The organism is Citrobacter sp. Cpo103, from assembly GCF_030332605.1.
GTDB classification, from domain to species: domain Bacteria; phylum Pseudomonadota; class Gammaproteobacteria; order Enterobacterales; family Enterobacteriaceae; genus Citrobacter; species Citrobacter portucalensis.
Window position 1 is genome coordinate 183,379 of record NZ_JAOWHO010000019.1, and the last position, 15,184, is coordinate 198,562.

13 protein-coding genes are annotated in these 15,184 nt (G+C 52.8%); 6 read left to right on the plus strand and 7 right to left on the minus strand.

Features of this window, described 5'->3' with window-relative positions; genetic code table 11:
- Nucleotides 1–141 precede the first annotated feature (141 nt).
- Nucleotides 142–1,125, minus strand: a complete 984-nt coding sequence (gene ebgR, locus OGX89_RS01975) for a transcriptional regulator EbgR (RefSeq protein ID WP_032945068.1) — start codon at nucleotides 1,123–1,125, stop codon at nucleotides 142–144.
- Between the two features lie 209 nt (nucleotides 1,126–1,334).
- Between ebgR and OGX89_RS01980 the strand changes: the two genes are divergently transcribed.
- Nucleotides 1,335–1,667, plus strand: a complete 333-nt coding sequence (locus tag OGX89_RS01980; protein ID WP_003828529.1) for a tRNA-binding protein — start codon at nucleotides 1,335–1,337, stop codon at nucleotides 1,665–1,667.
- Between the two features lie 77 nt (nucleotides 1,668–1,744).
- On the opposite strand, the gene ygjG is transcribed toward OGX89_RS01980, so the two are convergent.
- Nucleotides 1,745–3,124 (minus strand): putrescine aminotransferase, encoded by a 1,380-nt coding sequence (gene ygjG, locus OGX89_RS01985; protein ID WP_057067552.1) that lies wholly within the window; start codon nucleotides 3,122–3,124, stop codon nucleotides 1,745–1,747.
- A 430-nt stretch (nucleotides 3,125–3,554) separates the two neighbouring features.
- Here ygjG and OGX89_RS01990 point away from each other — a divergent pair, with 430 nt between their 5' ends.
- Complete coding sequence (locus OGX89_RS01990) at nucleotides 3,555–5,075, plus strand: methyl-accepting chemotaxis protein (protein WP_063941807.1); 1,521 nt, start codon at nucleotides 3,555–3,557, stop codon at nucleotides 5,073–5,075.
- 53 nt (nucleotides 5,076–5,128) lie between these two features.
- Here OGX89_RS01990 and OGX89_RS01995 read toward each other — a convergent pair whose 3' ends face one another.
- A complete protein-coding gene (locus OGX89_RS01995) occupies nucleotides 5,129–5,803 on the minus strand; it encodes a PadR family transcriptional regulator (RefSeq protein ID WP_164562466.1) in 675 nt (224 codons plus the stop codon).
- Between the two features lie 235 nt (nucleotides 5,804–6,038).
- On the opposite strand from OGX89_RS01995, the gene OGX89_RS02000 reads away from it, so the two are divergent.
- On the plus strand, nucleotides 6,039–6,812 hold the full coding sequence (locus OGX89_RS02000; RefSeq protein ID WP_126957010.1) for a siderophore-interacting protein: 774 nt from the start codon (nucleotides 6,039–6,041) through the stop codon (nucleotides 6,810–6,812).
- Here OGX89_RS02000 and OGX89_RS02005 read toward each other — a convergent pair whose 3' ends face one another.
- Nucleotides 6,813–7,661 carry a helix-turn-helix domain-containing protein gene (locus OGX89_RS02005; RefSeq protein ID WP_003828520.1) on the minus strand — a complete coding sequence of 283 codons (849 nt, stop codon included), beginning with the start codon at nucleotides 7,659–7,661 and terminating at the stop codon, nucleotides 6,813–6,815.
- A 67-nt stretch (nucleotides 7,662–7,728) separates the two neighbouring features.
- Between OGX89_RS02005 and cfa the strand changes: the two genes are divergently transcribed.
- The gene (cfa, locus tag OGX89_RS02010; protein ID WP_032934180.1) at nucleotides 7,729–8,883 is read left to right on the plus strand and encodes a cyclopropane fatty acyl phospholipid synthase; all 1,155 of its coding nucleotides are present in this window, start codon (nucleotides 7,729–7,731) and stop codon (nucleotides 8,881–8,883) included.
- A gap of 90 nt (nucleotides 8,884–8,973) precedes the next feature.
- On the opposite strand, the gene OGX89_RS02015 is transcribed toward cfa, so the two are convergent.
- Nucleotides 8,974–10,632 carry a glycerone kinase gene (locus tag OGX89_RS02015; RefSeq protein WP_126957012.1) on the minus strand — a complete coding sequence of 553 codons (1,659 nt, stop codon included), beginning with the start codon at nucleotides 10,630–10,632 and terminating at the stop codon, nucleotides 8,974–8,976.
- 561 nt (nucleotides 10,633–11,193) lie between these two features.
- Between OGX89_RS02015 and OGX89_RS02020 the strand changes: the two genes are divergently transcribed.
- Both OGX89_RS02020 and dhaR read left to right on the plus strand, forming a co-directional pair.
- Complete coding sequence (locus tag OGX89_RS02020; protein ID WP_003024745.1) at nucleotides 11,194–12,291, plus strand: glycerol dehydrogenase; 1,098 nt, start codon at nucleotides 11,194–11,196, stop codon at nucleotides 12,289–12,291.
- A 91-nt stretch (nucleotides 12,292–12,382) separates the two neighbouring features.
- Nucleotides 12,383–14,308, plus strand: coding sequence for a dihydroxyacetone kinase operon transcriptional regulator DhaR (dhaR, locus tag OGX89_RS02025; RefSeq protein WP_003828512.1), 1,926 nt, complete (start codon nucleotides 12,383–12,385; stop codon nucleotides 14,306–14,308).
- Here dhaR and OGX89_RS02030 read toward each other — a convergent pair.
- Both OGX89_RS02030 and OGX89_RS02035 read right to left on the minus strand, forming a co-directional pair.
- Nucleotides 14,286–14,816, minus strand: a complete 531-nt coding sequence (locus OGX89_RS02030; protein WP_003828509.1) for a cob(I)yrinic acid a,c-diamide adenosyltransferase — start codon at nucleotides 14,814–14,816, stop codon at nucleotides 14,286–14,288. The two genes, dhaR and OGX89_RS02030, sit on opposite strands and share 23 nt — an antisense overlap.
- Nucleotides 14,817–15,170: a glycerol dehydratase reactivase beta/small subunit family protein gene (locus OGX89_RS02035; protein ID WP_003828507.1), complete on the minus strand. Its 354-nt coding sequence runs from the start codon at nucleotides 15,168–15,170 to the stop codon at nucleotides 14,817–14,819. It abuts the gene before it with no gap.
- Between the last annotated feature and the right edge of the window lie 14 nt (nucleotides 15,171–15,184).

Sequence of the window (15,184 nt, forward strand, 5' to 3'; positions counted from 1 at the left end):
ATTTTAGTAAAACTTTTACTAAAATATAGCAAGTGAAGTGATTTACTTTAACTGGATCACGAAAATAATTCGGACGCGGAAAAGAATGCATGACAATGCGCGCCCGGCATCAGAAGAAACCGGGCGGGTTAACGGGGGATTTCAGCGGGTGGTGCCGCGCAGTTTCAGCTTGCTGGGAACAAAAACCAGCAGGGGGAGCGCACGCCCGTCACGGGCTTTTTCGAACAGCAGGTTGACGCCCTGACTGCCCATCATTTCCGAATGGATGCGAACGGTGGAAAGCGGAGGAAAGGTGAAACGCGCCGTTGGGATATCATTAACGCTAATCAGCGAAATATCCTGCGGAATATTCAGACCGCGCTCGTGGATGGCGCGCAGAACGCCAATGGCAATCGAGTCTGAAGCCACAAACAGGGCGCTGGGATAGTCGGGTTTCGCCAGCATTTCTTTAGCCAGTTCATAGCCTGATGAACTGGAGAAACCGCCGCGATAGATGTCCTGTTCAGAAACGACCTGCTGCAGACGACCGTATTCGACAAACGCGGCTTCGCGGATATCGGCCTTGCCTGGCTGGTCTTCGCCACCGATGAAGCCAATGCGGGTGACGCCCTGGGCAATGAAGAAGTCGATGCTCTCTTTGCTGATGCGGGCCAGATCGATATCGACGGCGTCATATTCGCTGCCGGATTCATGGAAATCGATAAAGCAGATATTGTCGGTAAGTGCTGTTGCCGCCTCGCGCAGAGCGGGAGAAGGCTTACCTACAATAAGAATGCCGGTAATGTGTTTGCTCTCCGGCAGACCACTGTGCTCATAGCAGTTGGTCAGTTCGATCCCGAGTTTCTCACACTGGGTTTCAATCCCATGGCGGATCGCGAGGTAGTAAGGATCGTTGATTTCCAAATCTTGCTGATAGCTGTAGAGCGCCAGAATATGCTGGGGGCCGAGCGCGCTGGTCTGGTTCTTTCGGGCGCTGCTGGTTTTGTACTCCAGCTTTTCCGCGATCTCCAGAATGCGATGCTTAGTCTCTTCTTTTACATTCAGCGTGGGGTCATCGTTTAAAACCCGGGACACTGTCGCCAGGGACACGCCAGCTTCGATTGCGATGTCTTTAAGTGTTGCCATGTTTGCCTTTTCCCTGAGTTACCTGCGCATTGTAAATGAAGTGCTTATCTATTCATCTGTTTTCAGTAAAAAAAGCATGATTAATTGACATGCTCGGGGTAAAACTGGGCTTTCAGAGTGTGATGAGTACGTCATTTTCCCGCTTTTGAGAACAATGCTCGGAAAATATTTTGCTAATATTTAGTAAAATTTTACCAAAGGAGAAAATAATGGATACCGTCGCATTTGCTGATTTTGCCCGAATGGAAATACGTGTTGGAAAAATCGCACAGGTAAAGCGCCATGACAATGCCGATAAGCTGTATATCGTACAGGTAGATGTGGGAGAGCGTACGCTGCAAACCGTAACCAGCCTGGTGCCTTACTACAGAGAAGAGGAGCTGATGGGCAAAACGGTGGTGGTGCTGTGTAATCTGCAAAAGGCCAAAATGCGCGGTGAGACATCAGAGTGCATGCTGCTGTGCGCGGAAACCGACGATGGCAGTGAAAGCGTACTGTTGACGCCAGAACGCCTTATGCCTGCTGGTGTGCGGATTGTTTAAGTCAGGCTAATTGCCGGATGGCGGCTACGCCTTATCCGGCCTACAAAAGATTGTCTTTTATAGGCCGGGTAAGGTTGTTACATTTGCTCCACGCTCACCCGTAATGCTGCCAGGGCTTTGCGCGTCGATCGCAATACCAGATCGCATTGCTCGATCGTTAACGTCAACGGCGGTTCGATGCGGATCGTCTTTGCATTGTTAAGCGTGCCGGCAACCAGCACCCGCTGGCGGAACATCTCACTGGCAAAGTTGTAGCCGATTTCATTATCGACAAACTCAATCGCCATCAGCATGCCCTTACCGCGTACATCATGCACCAGGTCCGGGTACTCCCGCGCAAGCTGGCGGAAACCATCAAGTAACATATCGCCTTTCTGCTCCGCCTGAGCCGGTAAATTTTGCTCCAGCAGGACGTTAATGGTGGCCAGCGCAGCTGCACAAGCGAGCGGGTTGCCGCCAAAGGTGGTGGTATGCAGGAAAGGATTGTCGAACAGGACGGAGAACACCTCTTCGGTGGCAATGGTCGCGCCAATAGGCATCACACCGCCGCCCAACGCTTTGGCCAGACACATAATGTCGGGCTGCACGTTTTCGTGTTCGCAGGCGAACATTTTGCCGGTACGCCCCATGCCGGTTTGCACTTCGTCAAGGATCATCAGCGCGCCAAACTCATCGCAAAGTTTACGAACGGCAGTCAAATAGCCTTGTGGAGGCAAGATCACCCCACCTTCACCCTGGATGGGTTCGAGGATCACGGCTGCGACATCGTCACCGGTCTTTTTACACTCGCTGAGCATGGTGCGCATCGCGTTAATATCGCCAAACGGCACATGACGGAAGCCCGGCAGCAGCGGCATAAAGGGTTTACGGAAGGTGGATTTAGCTGTGGCGGACAGCGCGCCCAGTGATTTACCGTGGAATGCGCCGCTGGTGGCAATAAACGTAAATTTACCGCGCGGCGATTGATACGCTTTCGCCAGCTTCAGGGCGGCTTCAACCGACTCGGTCCCGCTGTTACAGAAAAAACTGTATTTCAGTTTACCGGGCGCCAGTGCGGCGAGAGTTTTTGCCAGCATGGCCCGCAGAGGGTCAAGTAACTCCTGGCTGTGCAGAGGTTGTTTCGCGAGTTGATTCTGTACGGCGGAAACCACGACTGGATTACGGTGCCCCACGTTGAAAATTCCAAAACCACCCAGGCAATCGACGAACTCTTGCCCCTGGGTGTCGACAAGCGTATTCAGGCTTCCCGCTTGCCACTCTACGGCTCCGTAATCCCCGCCTGCAGTTACAGATTTTCGATACTCTAAGAACCCCGGATTGACATGCTCCTTGAAGTACTCAATCACCTCTTTGTTCAATGATTTCATTTCCTCATGATCAAGCGTGCGCTTTTCGATGAGATTCAGTGCGTGTGCGCTGCAGGCCAGGGCCGATGCGCTGGAAGGTAACCTGTTCAAAATATGCTCCCGGAGCTCGCGTATCACATGATACTGATTTAAGTATTGCAGGGATTGCGCCATTCCGGCGCGCTTAGCAAAAATCGGGATAAACACCAGGAAACATCTCATTTGCGCAACATTTAATGCCGTGATTTAACATTTGCTGGCATTTTGCCCAAGTAAGGAGCCTGAAAACAGATCGAATAAACGTAAATTTGCGCTAAAAATGGGCAAGATTTGCACTGTGACGGTGCGCTGGTAGAAGTGACGTTGAATAGTTACTAGATGAAAGTATTTTAAATCAATGGATTAGAATGCGTACAGATTTTGAGGTTTAATCGCAAATTGCGATCTAAATCAAATTTAACAACTAAAGATAAAAAAATTATCGCCGAAATAACATAAGCCGAAAGAGTTAACAACCAGATAACCTGCACAGGACGCAATCATGTCTTCTCATCCCTACGTTAGTCAGCAAAATACACCGCTGGATGATGATATCACCCTCATGTCTACCACCGATTTACAAAGCTATATCACCCATGCGAACGATACATTTGTCCAGGTCAGTGGCTATCAGCTGAATGAATTGCTCGATAAGCCGCACAATCAGGTTCGTCATCCGGACATGCCAAAAGCGGCGTTTGCGGATATGTGGTACACCCTGAAGCAGGGCGAGCCATGGAGCGGGATTGTGAAAAACCGGCGTAAGAATGGCGATCACTACTGGGTGAGGGCCAATGCGGTGCCGATGGTGCGGGAAGGACGCGTGACCGGGTATATGTCGATTCGTACCCGGGCAACTGACGAGGAAATTGCGGCAGTAGAGCCTTTATATAAAGCGCTGAACGAAGGGCGTTGCAACCGGCGTATTCATAAAGGGCTGGTGGTACGCAAAGGCTGGCTGGGTAAACTGCCGGCGATGCCGATTCGCTGGCGGGTACGCAGCGTGATGGCATTCATGTTTGTCCTGCTAGCGGCCACATTGCAGCAGATGGGCGCCGAATGGCCGTTACTGCTGATGAGCGCGTTGGTGATGGTGCTGGGAACGGCTATTTTCGAATGGCAAATTGTGCGTCCTATTGAGAATGTCACCCGTCAGGCTCTGAAAGTGGCGACCGGTGAGCGGAACAGCGTGTCGCATCTTAACCGTAGTGATGAACTGGGCCTGATGCTACGAGCAGTGGGCCAACTTGGATTAATGTGTCGCTGGCTCATTCACGACGTCTCCAGCCAGGTGAGTTGCGTGCGCAGCGACAGCGAAACGCTGGCGAAAGGCAGCGACGATTTAAACAAGCATACGCAGCAGACTGTCGAGAACGTGCAGGAAACGGTGACCACCATGAATCAGATGGCGGCATCGGTGAAACAAAACTCAGAGACCGCCGCCGCGGCCGATAAGCTCTCTATTGCCGCCAGTAGCGCGGCAACGCACGGCGGTGAGGCAATGGATACCGTCATCAAAACCATGGACGATATCGCCAACAGCACCCAGCGGATCGGCACTATTACGACGCTGATTAACGATATTGCCTTCCAGACTAACATTCTGGCTTTGAACGCCGCTGTTGAAGCCGCGCGGGCGGGCGAGCAGGGGAAAGGGTTCGCCGTGGTGGCGGGAGAAGTGCGTCATCTTGCTAGCCGCAGCGCCAGTGCGGCCAATGATATCCGCAAGCTGATTGATGCCAGCGCTGACAAGGTGCAGTCCGGATCTGACCAGGTTCACGCCGCAGGGCGCACGATGGACGATATTGTGGCGCAGGTGCAAAACGTCACTCAGCTGATCGCCCAAATCAGCCACTCCACGCTGGAACAATCGGATGGTCTTTCCAGCCTGACCCGCGCGGTGAATGAGCTGAGCAACATTACGCAGAAAAACGCCGAACTGGTTGAAGAGAGTGCGCAGATTTCCGCGATGGTGAAACATCGCGCGGGCCGTCTGGAAGATGCGGTTACGGTGCTGCATTAATACTAAAAATACAGGCGGAACGTCGGGCATACGGGTTCCGCCTGCTGTGCAGATTAATCCAGCTGAGTAATATCCAGCGCAGCGCGATCGATAATACCGATGATTTTTTTGATCTGCGCATCGCTGGTATCACCATGATTGACGCGTAGATCCAGCACGGCTTTGAAGTTTTCCAGCGCGCGTTTCATCTGTGGATTTTTGCGTAATTCAAAACCCACGCAGCGGGCTTTAATCCGTTCGTGGATATGTTCCAGATGTTCACGGTTTTCATCCAGCCACTGCTGGCCCTGGGTCGTGATCGCAATCTGTTTACGCCCACCTTCCTCGTCGCTGACGGTGATCAGTGCCTGATCCTGCAAGAAATCCAGTGTTGGATAGATAACGCCCGGGCTTGGGGTGTAATTACCCTGGGTCAGGGTTTCAATCGCTTTAATCAGCTCATAGCCGTGGCTGGCGTCGCGGGTCAAGATATCCAGAATCACCAGGCGTAATTCGCCGTGGCCGAAGAACCGCTGACGACGACCACCGCCGCCGCCACGACGATGCCCGCAGCCGTGCTCGTGGTGATGATCTTTGTTACAGCCTTCATGGCGATGTTCTTCACCTTTGCAGCAACCTGCATGGTGTTCGTTGTGGCGGCCTTCGTGGTGATGTCCTTCACCCTTGCAGCAGCCTTCGTGTTGGTGCTCTGTGTGCTTGCAGCAACCTTCATGATGGTTTTGCATCATCGTCTCCTGATGTTATTTAGATGTATCTAATTTATATCTAAAAATTATCAGCTTGCAAGTCTATAAATTAATTTTTGTTTAATATGATGATTATTAAGTGTTTTTATGTGGTTGTGATAGCGGGATAATCATAACTCAACTATATCAAAAAGTGCTTGCAATCTTTTTGATTAGCAATCATTATCATTTGAAAATGAGTTTAGATATATCTTATTATTTTCACGAAGGCGAAAAAATGACAACAAACACCTCACGCTACCCGCAGCGCGTTCGCAATGAACTGCGTTTTCGAGAACTTACTGTCCTGCGGGTAGAGCGTATTAGCGCGGGCTTTCAGCGCATTGTACTGGGCGGTGACGCTCTGGACGGTTTTAGCTCACGCGGCTTTGACGATCATACCAAGGTCTTTTTCCCTGAACCGGGCAGCCATTTTGTACCGCCGGTTGTCACCGATGAAGGCATTGCCTGGGCTGACGGCGTACGTCCGTTATCCCGTGACTACACGCCGTTGTATGACGAAACGCGCCATGAGCTGGCACTGGATTTCTATATTCATGACGGCGGCGTGGCAAGTACATGGGCGATGAATGCCCGTGAGGGTGACAAGCTTACGATCGGCGGGCCGCGCGGTTCTTTGGTGGTACCAGAGGACTATGCGTATCAGGTTTACGTGTGTGATGAGTCGGGAATGCCCGCGTTGCGCCGACGCCTGGAGTCGCTCTGCCGTTTGGCGGTACGTCCGCACGTTACGGCGTTGGTTAGCGTGCAGGATGCGGCGTACCAGGACTATTTTGCCCATCTCGACGGATTTACTCTTCAGTGGTTTATCGGCCATGACGAGCAGGCGGTGAATGAACACTTATCGCGGCTAAGCGTGCCCGCAGACGATTATTTCATCTGGATCACCGGCGAAGGCAAGGTGGTCAAAAACCTGAGTGCTCGTTTTGAAACCGAGGCGTTCGATCAGCAACGGGTTCGCGCAGCGGCTTACTGGCATCAACGCCGTTAATCAGTAATTAGAGGGCGGAACGCCAAACGCCTGGCGGAATGCGTAGCTAAATGCCGCGGTGCTTGAATACCCAACGTCGAGTGCCACGGCGGTTACGCTTTTATTTTTCTTCAGCATTAATACCGATTCAAGTATTCGCATTTTTTGCTTCCAGACGCTGAAAGGCAATCCGGTTTCTTTTTTGAAATGGCGTGAAAAGGTACGGGCAGACATACCCAGATGCTGCGCCCAGTATTCAACAGAATGCTCCAGTGCGGGGGATTCTTGTATTGTTCGGCAGACTTTGGTTAATTCGCGATCCTGCGGCCAGGGTAATACAAAAGCGACTTCCGGGAGTTGCAGAATAATATCGACCAGCACACTAACCAGCTTGCCCTCTTTTGACTGACTATCATAATGGCCTGAAATTGAATTCGTGGCGTAATGAATAAACTCTCTGGCGAAATCACTGATAGCCACTACTTTGCATTCATTGATGCTCTCTTCAAGAAAGCCCGGTTTAATATCCAGATTTTCTAAATACACATCATCTAATGCCCAAACCGCATGCTCCGTATTATTTGGGATCCAAATGCCATAATGCGCCGGGATTATCCAGCACTTACCGGCAACATCAATGCGCATGCTGCCTTTGCGGGCGAAATGAAACTGCATAAAAGAGTGTGAATGCTGCGGTACATGGTGGTTGGCTTCCAGGACATATGAGCGAAAGAATACGTCCTGCGGCAGTTCGGTCATGGAGTTATCCGGGAAGGAGTTCCACTGTTTTTGCGCGAGAGTTTCCATAAATGAATCGTCAATGCTCCCGATGGTGTGTCCGCTACTCGATAGATCTTGTCCGCGGATCATAATACATACACTCTTTTTTCCATAATAATCTTGCGTAATAATTTTTAGCCCACTTTTGGTAAATACCATGAACTCGCTTTGTTCAGATGCTGTCATCGTCAATGAAACAAATGATAACTGGACCCGAATGGGAAAAGAGCTGCTTTCGCAAGCGGATATCAGAATTAATGGCTCGCGCGCCTGGGACATTCAACTTCATCATACCGGTTTCTTTAAACGGGTATTGCAACAAGGCTCGTTAGGGCTTGGCGAAAGCTATATGGAAGGCTGGTGGGACTGCGAACGGCTCGATATTCTGTTCTGTAAAATCCTGAGAGCAAAACTCGACCAGCAGATGCCTGGTAATCTGAAAGATATTTTACGCATTGCCAGCGCGCGCCTGTTTAATTTGCAGTCACGTAGTCGTGCATGGATCGTCGGTAAAGAACATTATGATATTGGTAACGATCTCTTTGCATTGATGCTTGATCCGCATATGCAATATTCCTGCGGTTACTGGAAAGACGCGACCACATTAGACGATGCGCAAAATGCCAAATTAAAAATGATCTGCGAGAAGCTGCAGCTTAAACCGGGTATGCGTTTACTCGATATCGGTTGTGGCTGGGGCGGGCTGGCGGAATATGCGGCGCGTCATTATGGCGTGGCGGTAGAAGGCGTTACCATTTCCAAAGAGCAGCAGAAAATGGCGCAGCAGCGCTGTGAAGGGCTGGACGTTAACATTCTGCTGCAGGATTATCGCGATCTTGATAAACACTACGATCGCATTGTGTCCGTGGGGATGTTTGAACACGTCGGGCCGAAAAACTACGACACCTATTTCAGCATCGCCGACCGTTGTTTAAAACCGGACGGACTGTTCCTGCTGCATACCATTGGTAGCAATAAAAAAGGGATGAGCGTCGATCCGTGGATCAATAAATACATTTTCCCGAACGGCTGCTTACCGGCAATTTCCCATATTGCCGAGGCCAGCGAATCACGGTTTGTGATGGAGGACTGGCATAACTTCGGCAGCGATTATGATAAAACGCTGATGGCCTGGCATGAGCGCTTTAATCAGGCCTGGCCGGAGCTGTCATCACGTTATTCCGCCACCTTCAGAAGAATGTTTAATTATTATTTATGTGCCTGCGCAGGGGCTTTCCGCGCCAGAGATATTGAGCTTTGGCAGGTGCTGTTTAGCCGCGGCGTAGAGGGCGGGATCCGCGTTTATCGTTAACGTTCTGCCGGATGGCGGCGTTGCCTTATCCGGCCTACAAAGGTTTGCACTCGTAGGCCTGATAAGCGAAGCGCATCAGGCACTTATGGCTTAGCCCAATTCACTTTCTGCCAGCGCTTTAAATACCATCGCGACGGCGTGCGCGCCGGGGTCCATATTTCCGAGCAGACTTTCGCTGCTGAGATACGATGCGCGACCCGCATTGGCTTTACTCGACAAACAGGTTCGTTCGGCTCCCGCTTGAGCGGCGTCGAATGCGGCCTGCAAATTTTTCGGTTGTGCGAGCAGCGAAGTCAGGGCCGGTTGCAGTGCATCAATCATGGTGCGATCGCCTTCGTCTGCGCCGCCGTAGAACTTCATCTGCGCCAGTCCCGTATTCAGGGCTTCGGCAACGTTAGCTCCCTGTTCCAGTTTCTGCCCCGCAGCGGTAAAGAAAATAGACATCAGCACACCGCTGGAACCGCCCATCACCACGGTCAGACGTTCGCCAATCAGCGCAAACAGCGTGGCAAGGTTATCCAGCGGCAACTGCTGGCGATGCAGCTGGCTGGCAATTTCGCGTGCGCCTGCGGCAAAGGTTGAACCGGTATCGCCATCGCCGACTTTGGCATCAAGCGCATTAAGATGGGTCTCCAGATCGGAAAGGGTTGTGGTGACAAGCTCCACAATCCCGGCCACCAGGGCGTTCGCCGAAGGCTGGAATTCCACGCGTGCGCTACGCTGAGATGACGGTACACAGCTGATTTCACGCGGTGGGACCGGCGTCGGCCAGTTACTGGTTTCCACCTCGGTGAGCAGCGCTTTTTCGATGCTCTCTTCCAGCACGATGGCCGTCAGTGAAAAGCCTTTCATATCCAGCGCGGTAACCAGCGAGGCCGGGCCAATCAGCCAGTCGATACGCGGATGCAGCGGGCTGCTGGCCAGTTCGCGGGTAATGATGGCCATTTCGGCAACAGAAACGCCGCCAAGATTGTTAATCATCACCGCCAGACGGCCGGTTTCAGGCAGGGCAGCCTGCAGTTTATCCACCATCAGGCTCACCACCTGCGCACTGTTCTGGGTGTCGATAACCGAGGCGCCTGGTTCTCCGTGAATGCCCATACCCAGCTCCGCGTGGCCCAGATGATGACGCGGGGCGGCGTCGGTTTCTTGCGGCAGATGACAGCTGGAAAGCGCAACGCCCAGACTGAAGGTGTTATTGGCCGCGTATTGCGCTTCACGCAGGACGGTGGCGAGGTTGTAGCCGCGTTCGGCAAAATAGCCCGCGATTTTATGCACCAGGATGGTTCCCGCAATGCCGCGCGGGTGTTTGTTATCCGGCAGGGAGATGTCGTCGCCGACAATCAGCATTTCAACGTTGTAACCAAGGCGACGGGCTTTCTCGGCGGCAAGACCGAAATTAAGACGGTCACCGGTGTAATTTTTCACGATCAACAAACAGCCCGCCTCACCGGTTACCGCCTGAATGGCGGTCAGTACCGCATCTACGCTCGGGGAAGCGAACACGTCGCCACAGACTGCGGCGGTTAGCATACCTTTACCGATAAACCCAACGTGCGCGGGTTCGTGCCCTGAACCGCCGCCGGAAATGACCGCCACGTTATTTTTGTTGAGGTCACGACGGACCACGATGCGAATGGCTGGATCGCTTTCCAGACGCGCCAGGTTATTCCACGGGCTGGCGATAATCGTACCGTCGATGACGTCGCTTACGAGATGGGTGCGTTGATTAAAAAAGAATTGAGACATAACGGCTCCTTGAGGTTGAGTGTAAGACAAACCCCCGGAAGTATGGTCATGGTGCGGAGGCGATAGAGAGATTCTGGCGAAGTCAGCGTGGAAAAAAACAACGTTAAAATGAGTTTCATTACGGAACGTTGTTATTGTTTTTTGTTCCGAAATGAAACCGAAAAGAACGGGGAACGACCACAATGCGAGCTCGCTCGACTTTTTCCTCTCGCGATGAATGCAGGTCACACGGTACTGTCAGCTTTTTTTTACCGGTATTTTGGCAAGTGAGTGGGTATAAGAGAAAGTGAGATTCGTCTGTGCCGGAGATTTGATGGCAAATGAAAGGATCGGGATCGCAAACCTTATATTTTTTATGGTTAAGCGTTCCAATATGAAACATGTGTCGTTTTTATCTGTTTCATATCAGAACAAAAAGACGAAAGATTTTTTTGTGCACGCCTCGCCATACAGTTATTGCATCGCTCCGGTACCTCCCGTTTTCGCCGTCAGCATCAGGCCAAACAGGTTAACGCCAGGGCTCACCATGTAAAAACATGTACTTATTTGAGGATGAAAGGAATGCTAAAAGTTATTCAATCTCCAGCCAAATATCTCCAGGGTCCTGACGCTTCCACCTTGTTTGGTCAATACGCTAAAAATCTGGCGGACAGCTTTTTCGTGATTGCGGATGACTTCGTGATGAAGTTGGCGGGAGAGAAAGTACTCAACGGCCTGCACAGCCACGACATTAGCTGCCATGCGGAACGCTTTAACGGTGAATGTAGCCATGTTGAAATTAATCGCCTGATTGCCATTCTGAAACAGCACGGTTGCCGCGGTGTGGTTGGGATTGGCGGTGGGAAAACGCTGGATACCGCCAAAGCGATTGGCTACTACCAGAAGTTGCCGGTGGTGGTGATCCCGACTATCGCGTCTACCGATGCGCCAACCAGCGCGCTGTCTGTTATCTATACCGAAGCCGGTGAGTTTGAAGAGTATCTTATCTACCCGAAAAACCCGGATATGGTGGTGATGGACACTGCAATCATTGCCAAAGCGCCGGTACGTCTGCTGGTGGCCGGGATGGGCGATGCGCTCTCGACCTGGTTTGAAGCGAAAGCCTGTTATGACGCCAGAGCGACCAGCATGGCGGGCGGACAGTCCACCGTGGCGGCGCTGAGCCTGGCGCGCTTGTGCTATGATACCCTGCTGGCGGAAGGCGAGAAGGCACGCTTTGCCGCGCAGGCCGGCGTGGTGACCGATGCGCTGGAGCGTATTGTCGAAGCTAACACTTACCTCAGCGGCATCGGTTTTGAAAGCAGCGGTCTGGCAGGGGCGCATGCGATCCACAACGGCTTTACGATTCTGGAAGAGTGCCACCATTTGTACCACGGTGAAAAAGTCGCCTTTGGTACGCTGGCGCAACTGGTGCTGCAAAACAGCCCGATGGAAGAGATCGAAACCGTGCTGAATTTCTGTCAGAAAGTAGGCCTGCCGGTAACGTTAGCGGAAATGGGCGTGAAAGAAGACGTTGACGGCAAGATCATGGCGGTGGCAAAAGCGACCTGTGCAGAAGGTGAAACCATCCACAATATGCCGTTCCCGGTAACGCCTGAAAGCGTACATGCCGCTATTCTGACGGCAGACCTGCTGGGACAGCAGTGGCTGGCGCGTTAATCAGTCGTCGGTAGGTTTTTATCCGGCATCTTCTCCCCCTCTGACAGTCTCTGCCGGAGGGGTTGTCTATGGTTAAACAGCGGAAAGGGATATGACGGCGCACACGCATAGCATCGGGAAGGAAGTCTCTTCAGTCATTGCCCAGTCATGGCATCGTTGCAGCAAGTTTATGCAGCGGGAAACCTGGCAGGCGCCGCATCAGGCACAGGGGCTGACCTTTGAGTCGATTTGTCGTCGCAAGACGGCGCTGCTGACGATTGCTCAGGCTGCGCTGGAAGATGCCTGGGAGTTTATGGACGGCCGACCGTGCGCGCTGCTGATTCTGGATGAATCAGCCTGTATTCTCAGCCGTTGCGGTGATCCGCAGACGGTGGAACAGCTGGCGGAGCTTGGGTTTCGCGACGGCAGCTACTGTGCGGAAAGCATCATTGGCAGTTGTGCCCTGTCACTGGCGACGATGCCGGGACAGCCGACAAAAACCTCTGGCGATCAGCATTTTAAACAGGCGCTGCATCCGTGGTCGTTCTGCTCGACGCCGGTCTTCGATAACCATGGTCGACTGTTCGGCTCCATCTCGCTGTGTTGTCTGGTAGAGCATGAGTGCGTTTCTGATTTATCCCTGACGCTGGCGATTGCCAGAGAAGTCGGCAACTCTTTGCTGACCGACAGCCTGCTGGCTGAATCCAACCGCCATCTGAACCAGATGTACGGGCTGCTGGAAAGTATGGATGATGGTGTGATGGCCTGGAACGAACAGGGCGTATTGCAGTTCCTCAATGCGCGTGCGGCGCTGCTTTTGCATCTCGACGCGCAGGCCAGTCAGGGGAAAAATATTCACGACTTGCTCAATCTCCCCATGCTGCTGCGCCGGGCGATCAAACATGCCCGCGGCCTGAATCACGTCGAAGTTACCTTTGAAAGCCAGCATCAGTTTGTTGATGCCGTCATCACCCTGAAACCGATTGTTGAGGAGCAGGGCAACAGCTTTATCCTGCTGCTGCATCCGGTGGAGCAAATGCGCCAGCTGATGACCAGCCAGCTCGGCAAGGTGAGCCACACCTTTGAGCAGATGTCGACTGACGATCCAGAAACCCGCCGCTTGATCCACTTTGGTCGCCAGGCCGCGAGGGGGAGTTTTCCGATCCTGCTGTGCGGAGAAGAGGGCGTTGGTAAGGAGCTGCTGAGTCAGGCCATTCACAATGAAAGCGAGCGCGCCAGCGGGCCGTATATCGCCGTGAACTGTCAGCTGTATGCCAACAGCGTGCTGGGGCAGGATTTTATGGGCAGTGCGCCCACCGACGATGAAAATGGCCGGTTGAGCCGTCTTGAACTGGCGAACGGCGGCACGCTGTTTCTGGAAAAAATTGAATATCTGGCGCCGGAGCTGCAATCCGCGCTGTTACAGGTGATCAAGCAGGGGGTATTAACCCGCCTGGATGCCCGTCGGCTGATTCCGGTGGATGTCAAAGTGATCGCCACCACCACGGTTGATCTCGCCAATCTGGTGGAGCAAAACCGCTTTAGCCGTCAGCTGTATTACGCTCTGCACTCTTTTGAGATAGTGATCCCCCCGCTGCGGGCGCGGCGTAACAGTATTCCCTCGCTGATTTATACGAGGCTGAATAGCCTGAAAAAACGTTTTTCATCCAGTCTGAAGATCGACGACGATGCGCTGGCGCAGCTGGTGGCCTATTCGTGGCCGGGCAATGACTTTGAGCTGAACAGCATTATCGAAAACATCGCCATCAGCAGTGATAACGGCCATATTCGGCTGAGCAATCTACCGGATTATCTGTTTGCCGAACGTCCTGGTCTGGAGACGGCGTCTTCACTGCTACCAGCCAGTCTGACCTTTACCGCTATCGAAAAAGAGGCGATTATCCATGCTGCTCGCGTCACCAGCGGACGCGTACAGGAGATGTCGCAACTGCTGAACATTGGTCGCACTACCTTGTGGCGCAAGATGAAGCAGTACGACATTGATGCCAGCCAGTTTAAGCGCAAGCATCTGGACTAGTTTCTTCAATTCTCGCCATCGAGAACAGCGCGTCTGACAGTCGGTTGATATAGCGTCTGGGTTCATCGCGTAACGTCAGCGTTCTGCTCATCGCGATAAGGACCCGCTCCAGTCGGCGCGCCAGGGTTCGCGCGACGTGCAGCTGTGCCGATGGCAGATTTTTCCCCGGAATAACAAACTCTTTGAGCGGGCCGCTTTGCGCCATATTGCGGTCAATAAGCTGCTCCAGCGCCTGAATATCCTCATCGCCAATACGCTGTTGTAAGCGAGCGAGTCCTTTCTCATCGCTGGCGAGTTCCGCACCCAGTACAAACAGCATCTTCTGCATGTCGTGCAGATCCTGGCGTAGTTCAGCCTGGTGCGTGCTGGCATAGCAGACGCCAAGCTGGGAAATCAGTTCATCCACTGTGCCATAGGCCTCAACGCGGATGTCGTCTTTGTCGATACGGCTGCCGCCAAACAGCGCGGTCGTGCCTTTATCGCCGGTTCGGGTATAGATGCGGTACATTTAATTTATCTCGCTGAAGGGAAGTACTTTAACCAGTTGACCGGCATTAGCACCGAGGACGCGGAGCTGGGCTGCTCCGGCGCGGATATGCCCACGGATCAGCGCCCGATCTTCGGGCAACTGGGCGTGGGTTAACGCAATATCACCCGTGGCGTTAAGACCCAGACCGACACGTAGCGTTGAGCTTTTGGCCGCAAGTTTGCTCAATGCCAGCGCGCAGTCATGCTCGTCGCAACAGATTGCCCGGCAAGGGACGCCTTGCTCTTCCAGTCCCCAGCACAGCTCATCAAGCACGCGAGTATCCTGCCAGCGTGAGTGATAAAACAGATGTACGCCCGGTGATGAAAGTGACATTGCGCCCCCTGCGT

Bases quoted from the DNA above. Each gene is read 5' to 3' on its own strand.
- ebgR (WP_032945068.1), bottom strand. From the start codon at position 1,125: ATGGCAACACTTAAAGACATCGCAATCGAAGCTGGCGTGTCCCTGGCG.
- OGX89_RS01980 (WP_003828529.1), top strand. From the start codon at position 1,335: ATGGATACCGTCGCATTTGCTGATTTTGCCCGAATGGAAATACGTGTT.
- OGX89_RS01990 (WP_063941807.1), top strand. From the start codon at position 3,555: ATGTCTTCTCATCCCTACGTTAGTCAGCAAAATACACCGCTGGATGAT.
- OGX89_RS01995 (WP_164562466.1), bottom strand. From the start codon at position 5,803: ATGATGCAAAACCATCATGAAGGTTGCTGCAAGCACACAGAGCACCAA.
- OGX89_RS02000 (WP_126957010.1), top strand. From the start codon at position 6,039: ATGACAACAAACACCTCACGCTACCCGCAGCGCGTTCGCAATGAACTG.
- OGX89_RS02005 (WP_003828520.1), bottom strand. From the start codon at position 7,661: ATGATCCGCGGACAAGATCTATCGAGTAGCGGACACACCATCGGGAGC.
- cfa (WP_032934180.1), top strand. From the start codon at position 7,729: ATGAACTCGCTTTGTTCAGATGCTGTCATCGTCAATGAAACAAATGAT.
- OGX89_RS02015 (WP_126957012.1), bottom strand. From the start codon at position 10,632: ATGTCTCAATTCTTTTTTAATCAACGCACCCATCTCGTAAGCGACGTC.
- OGX89_RS02020 (WP_003024745.1), top strand. From the start codon at position 11,194: ATGCTAAAAGTTATTCAATCTCCAGCCAAATATCTCCAGGGTCCTGAC.
- dhaR (WP_003828512.1), top strand. From the start codon at position 12,383: ATGACGGCGCACACGCATAGCATCGGGAAGGAAGTCTCTTCAGTCATT.
- OGX89_RS02030 (WP_003828509.1), bottom strand. From the start codon at position 14,816: ATGTACCGCATCTATACCCGAACCGGCGATAAAGGCACGACCGCGCTG.
- OGX89_RS02035 (WP_003828507.1), bottom strand. From the start codon at position 15,170: ATGTCACTTTCATCACCGGGCGTACATCTGTTTTATCACTCACGCTGG.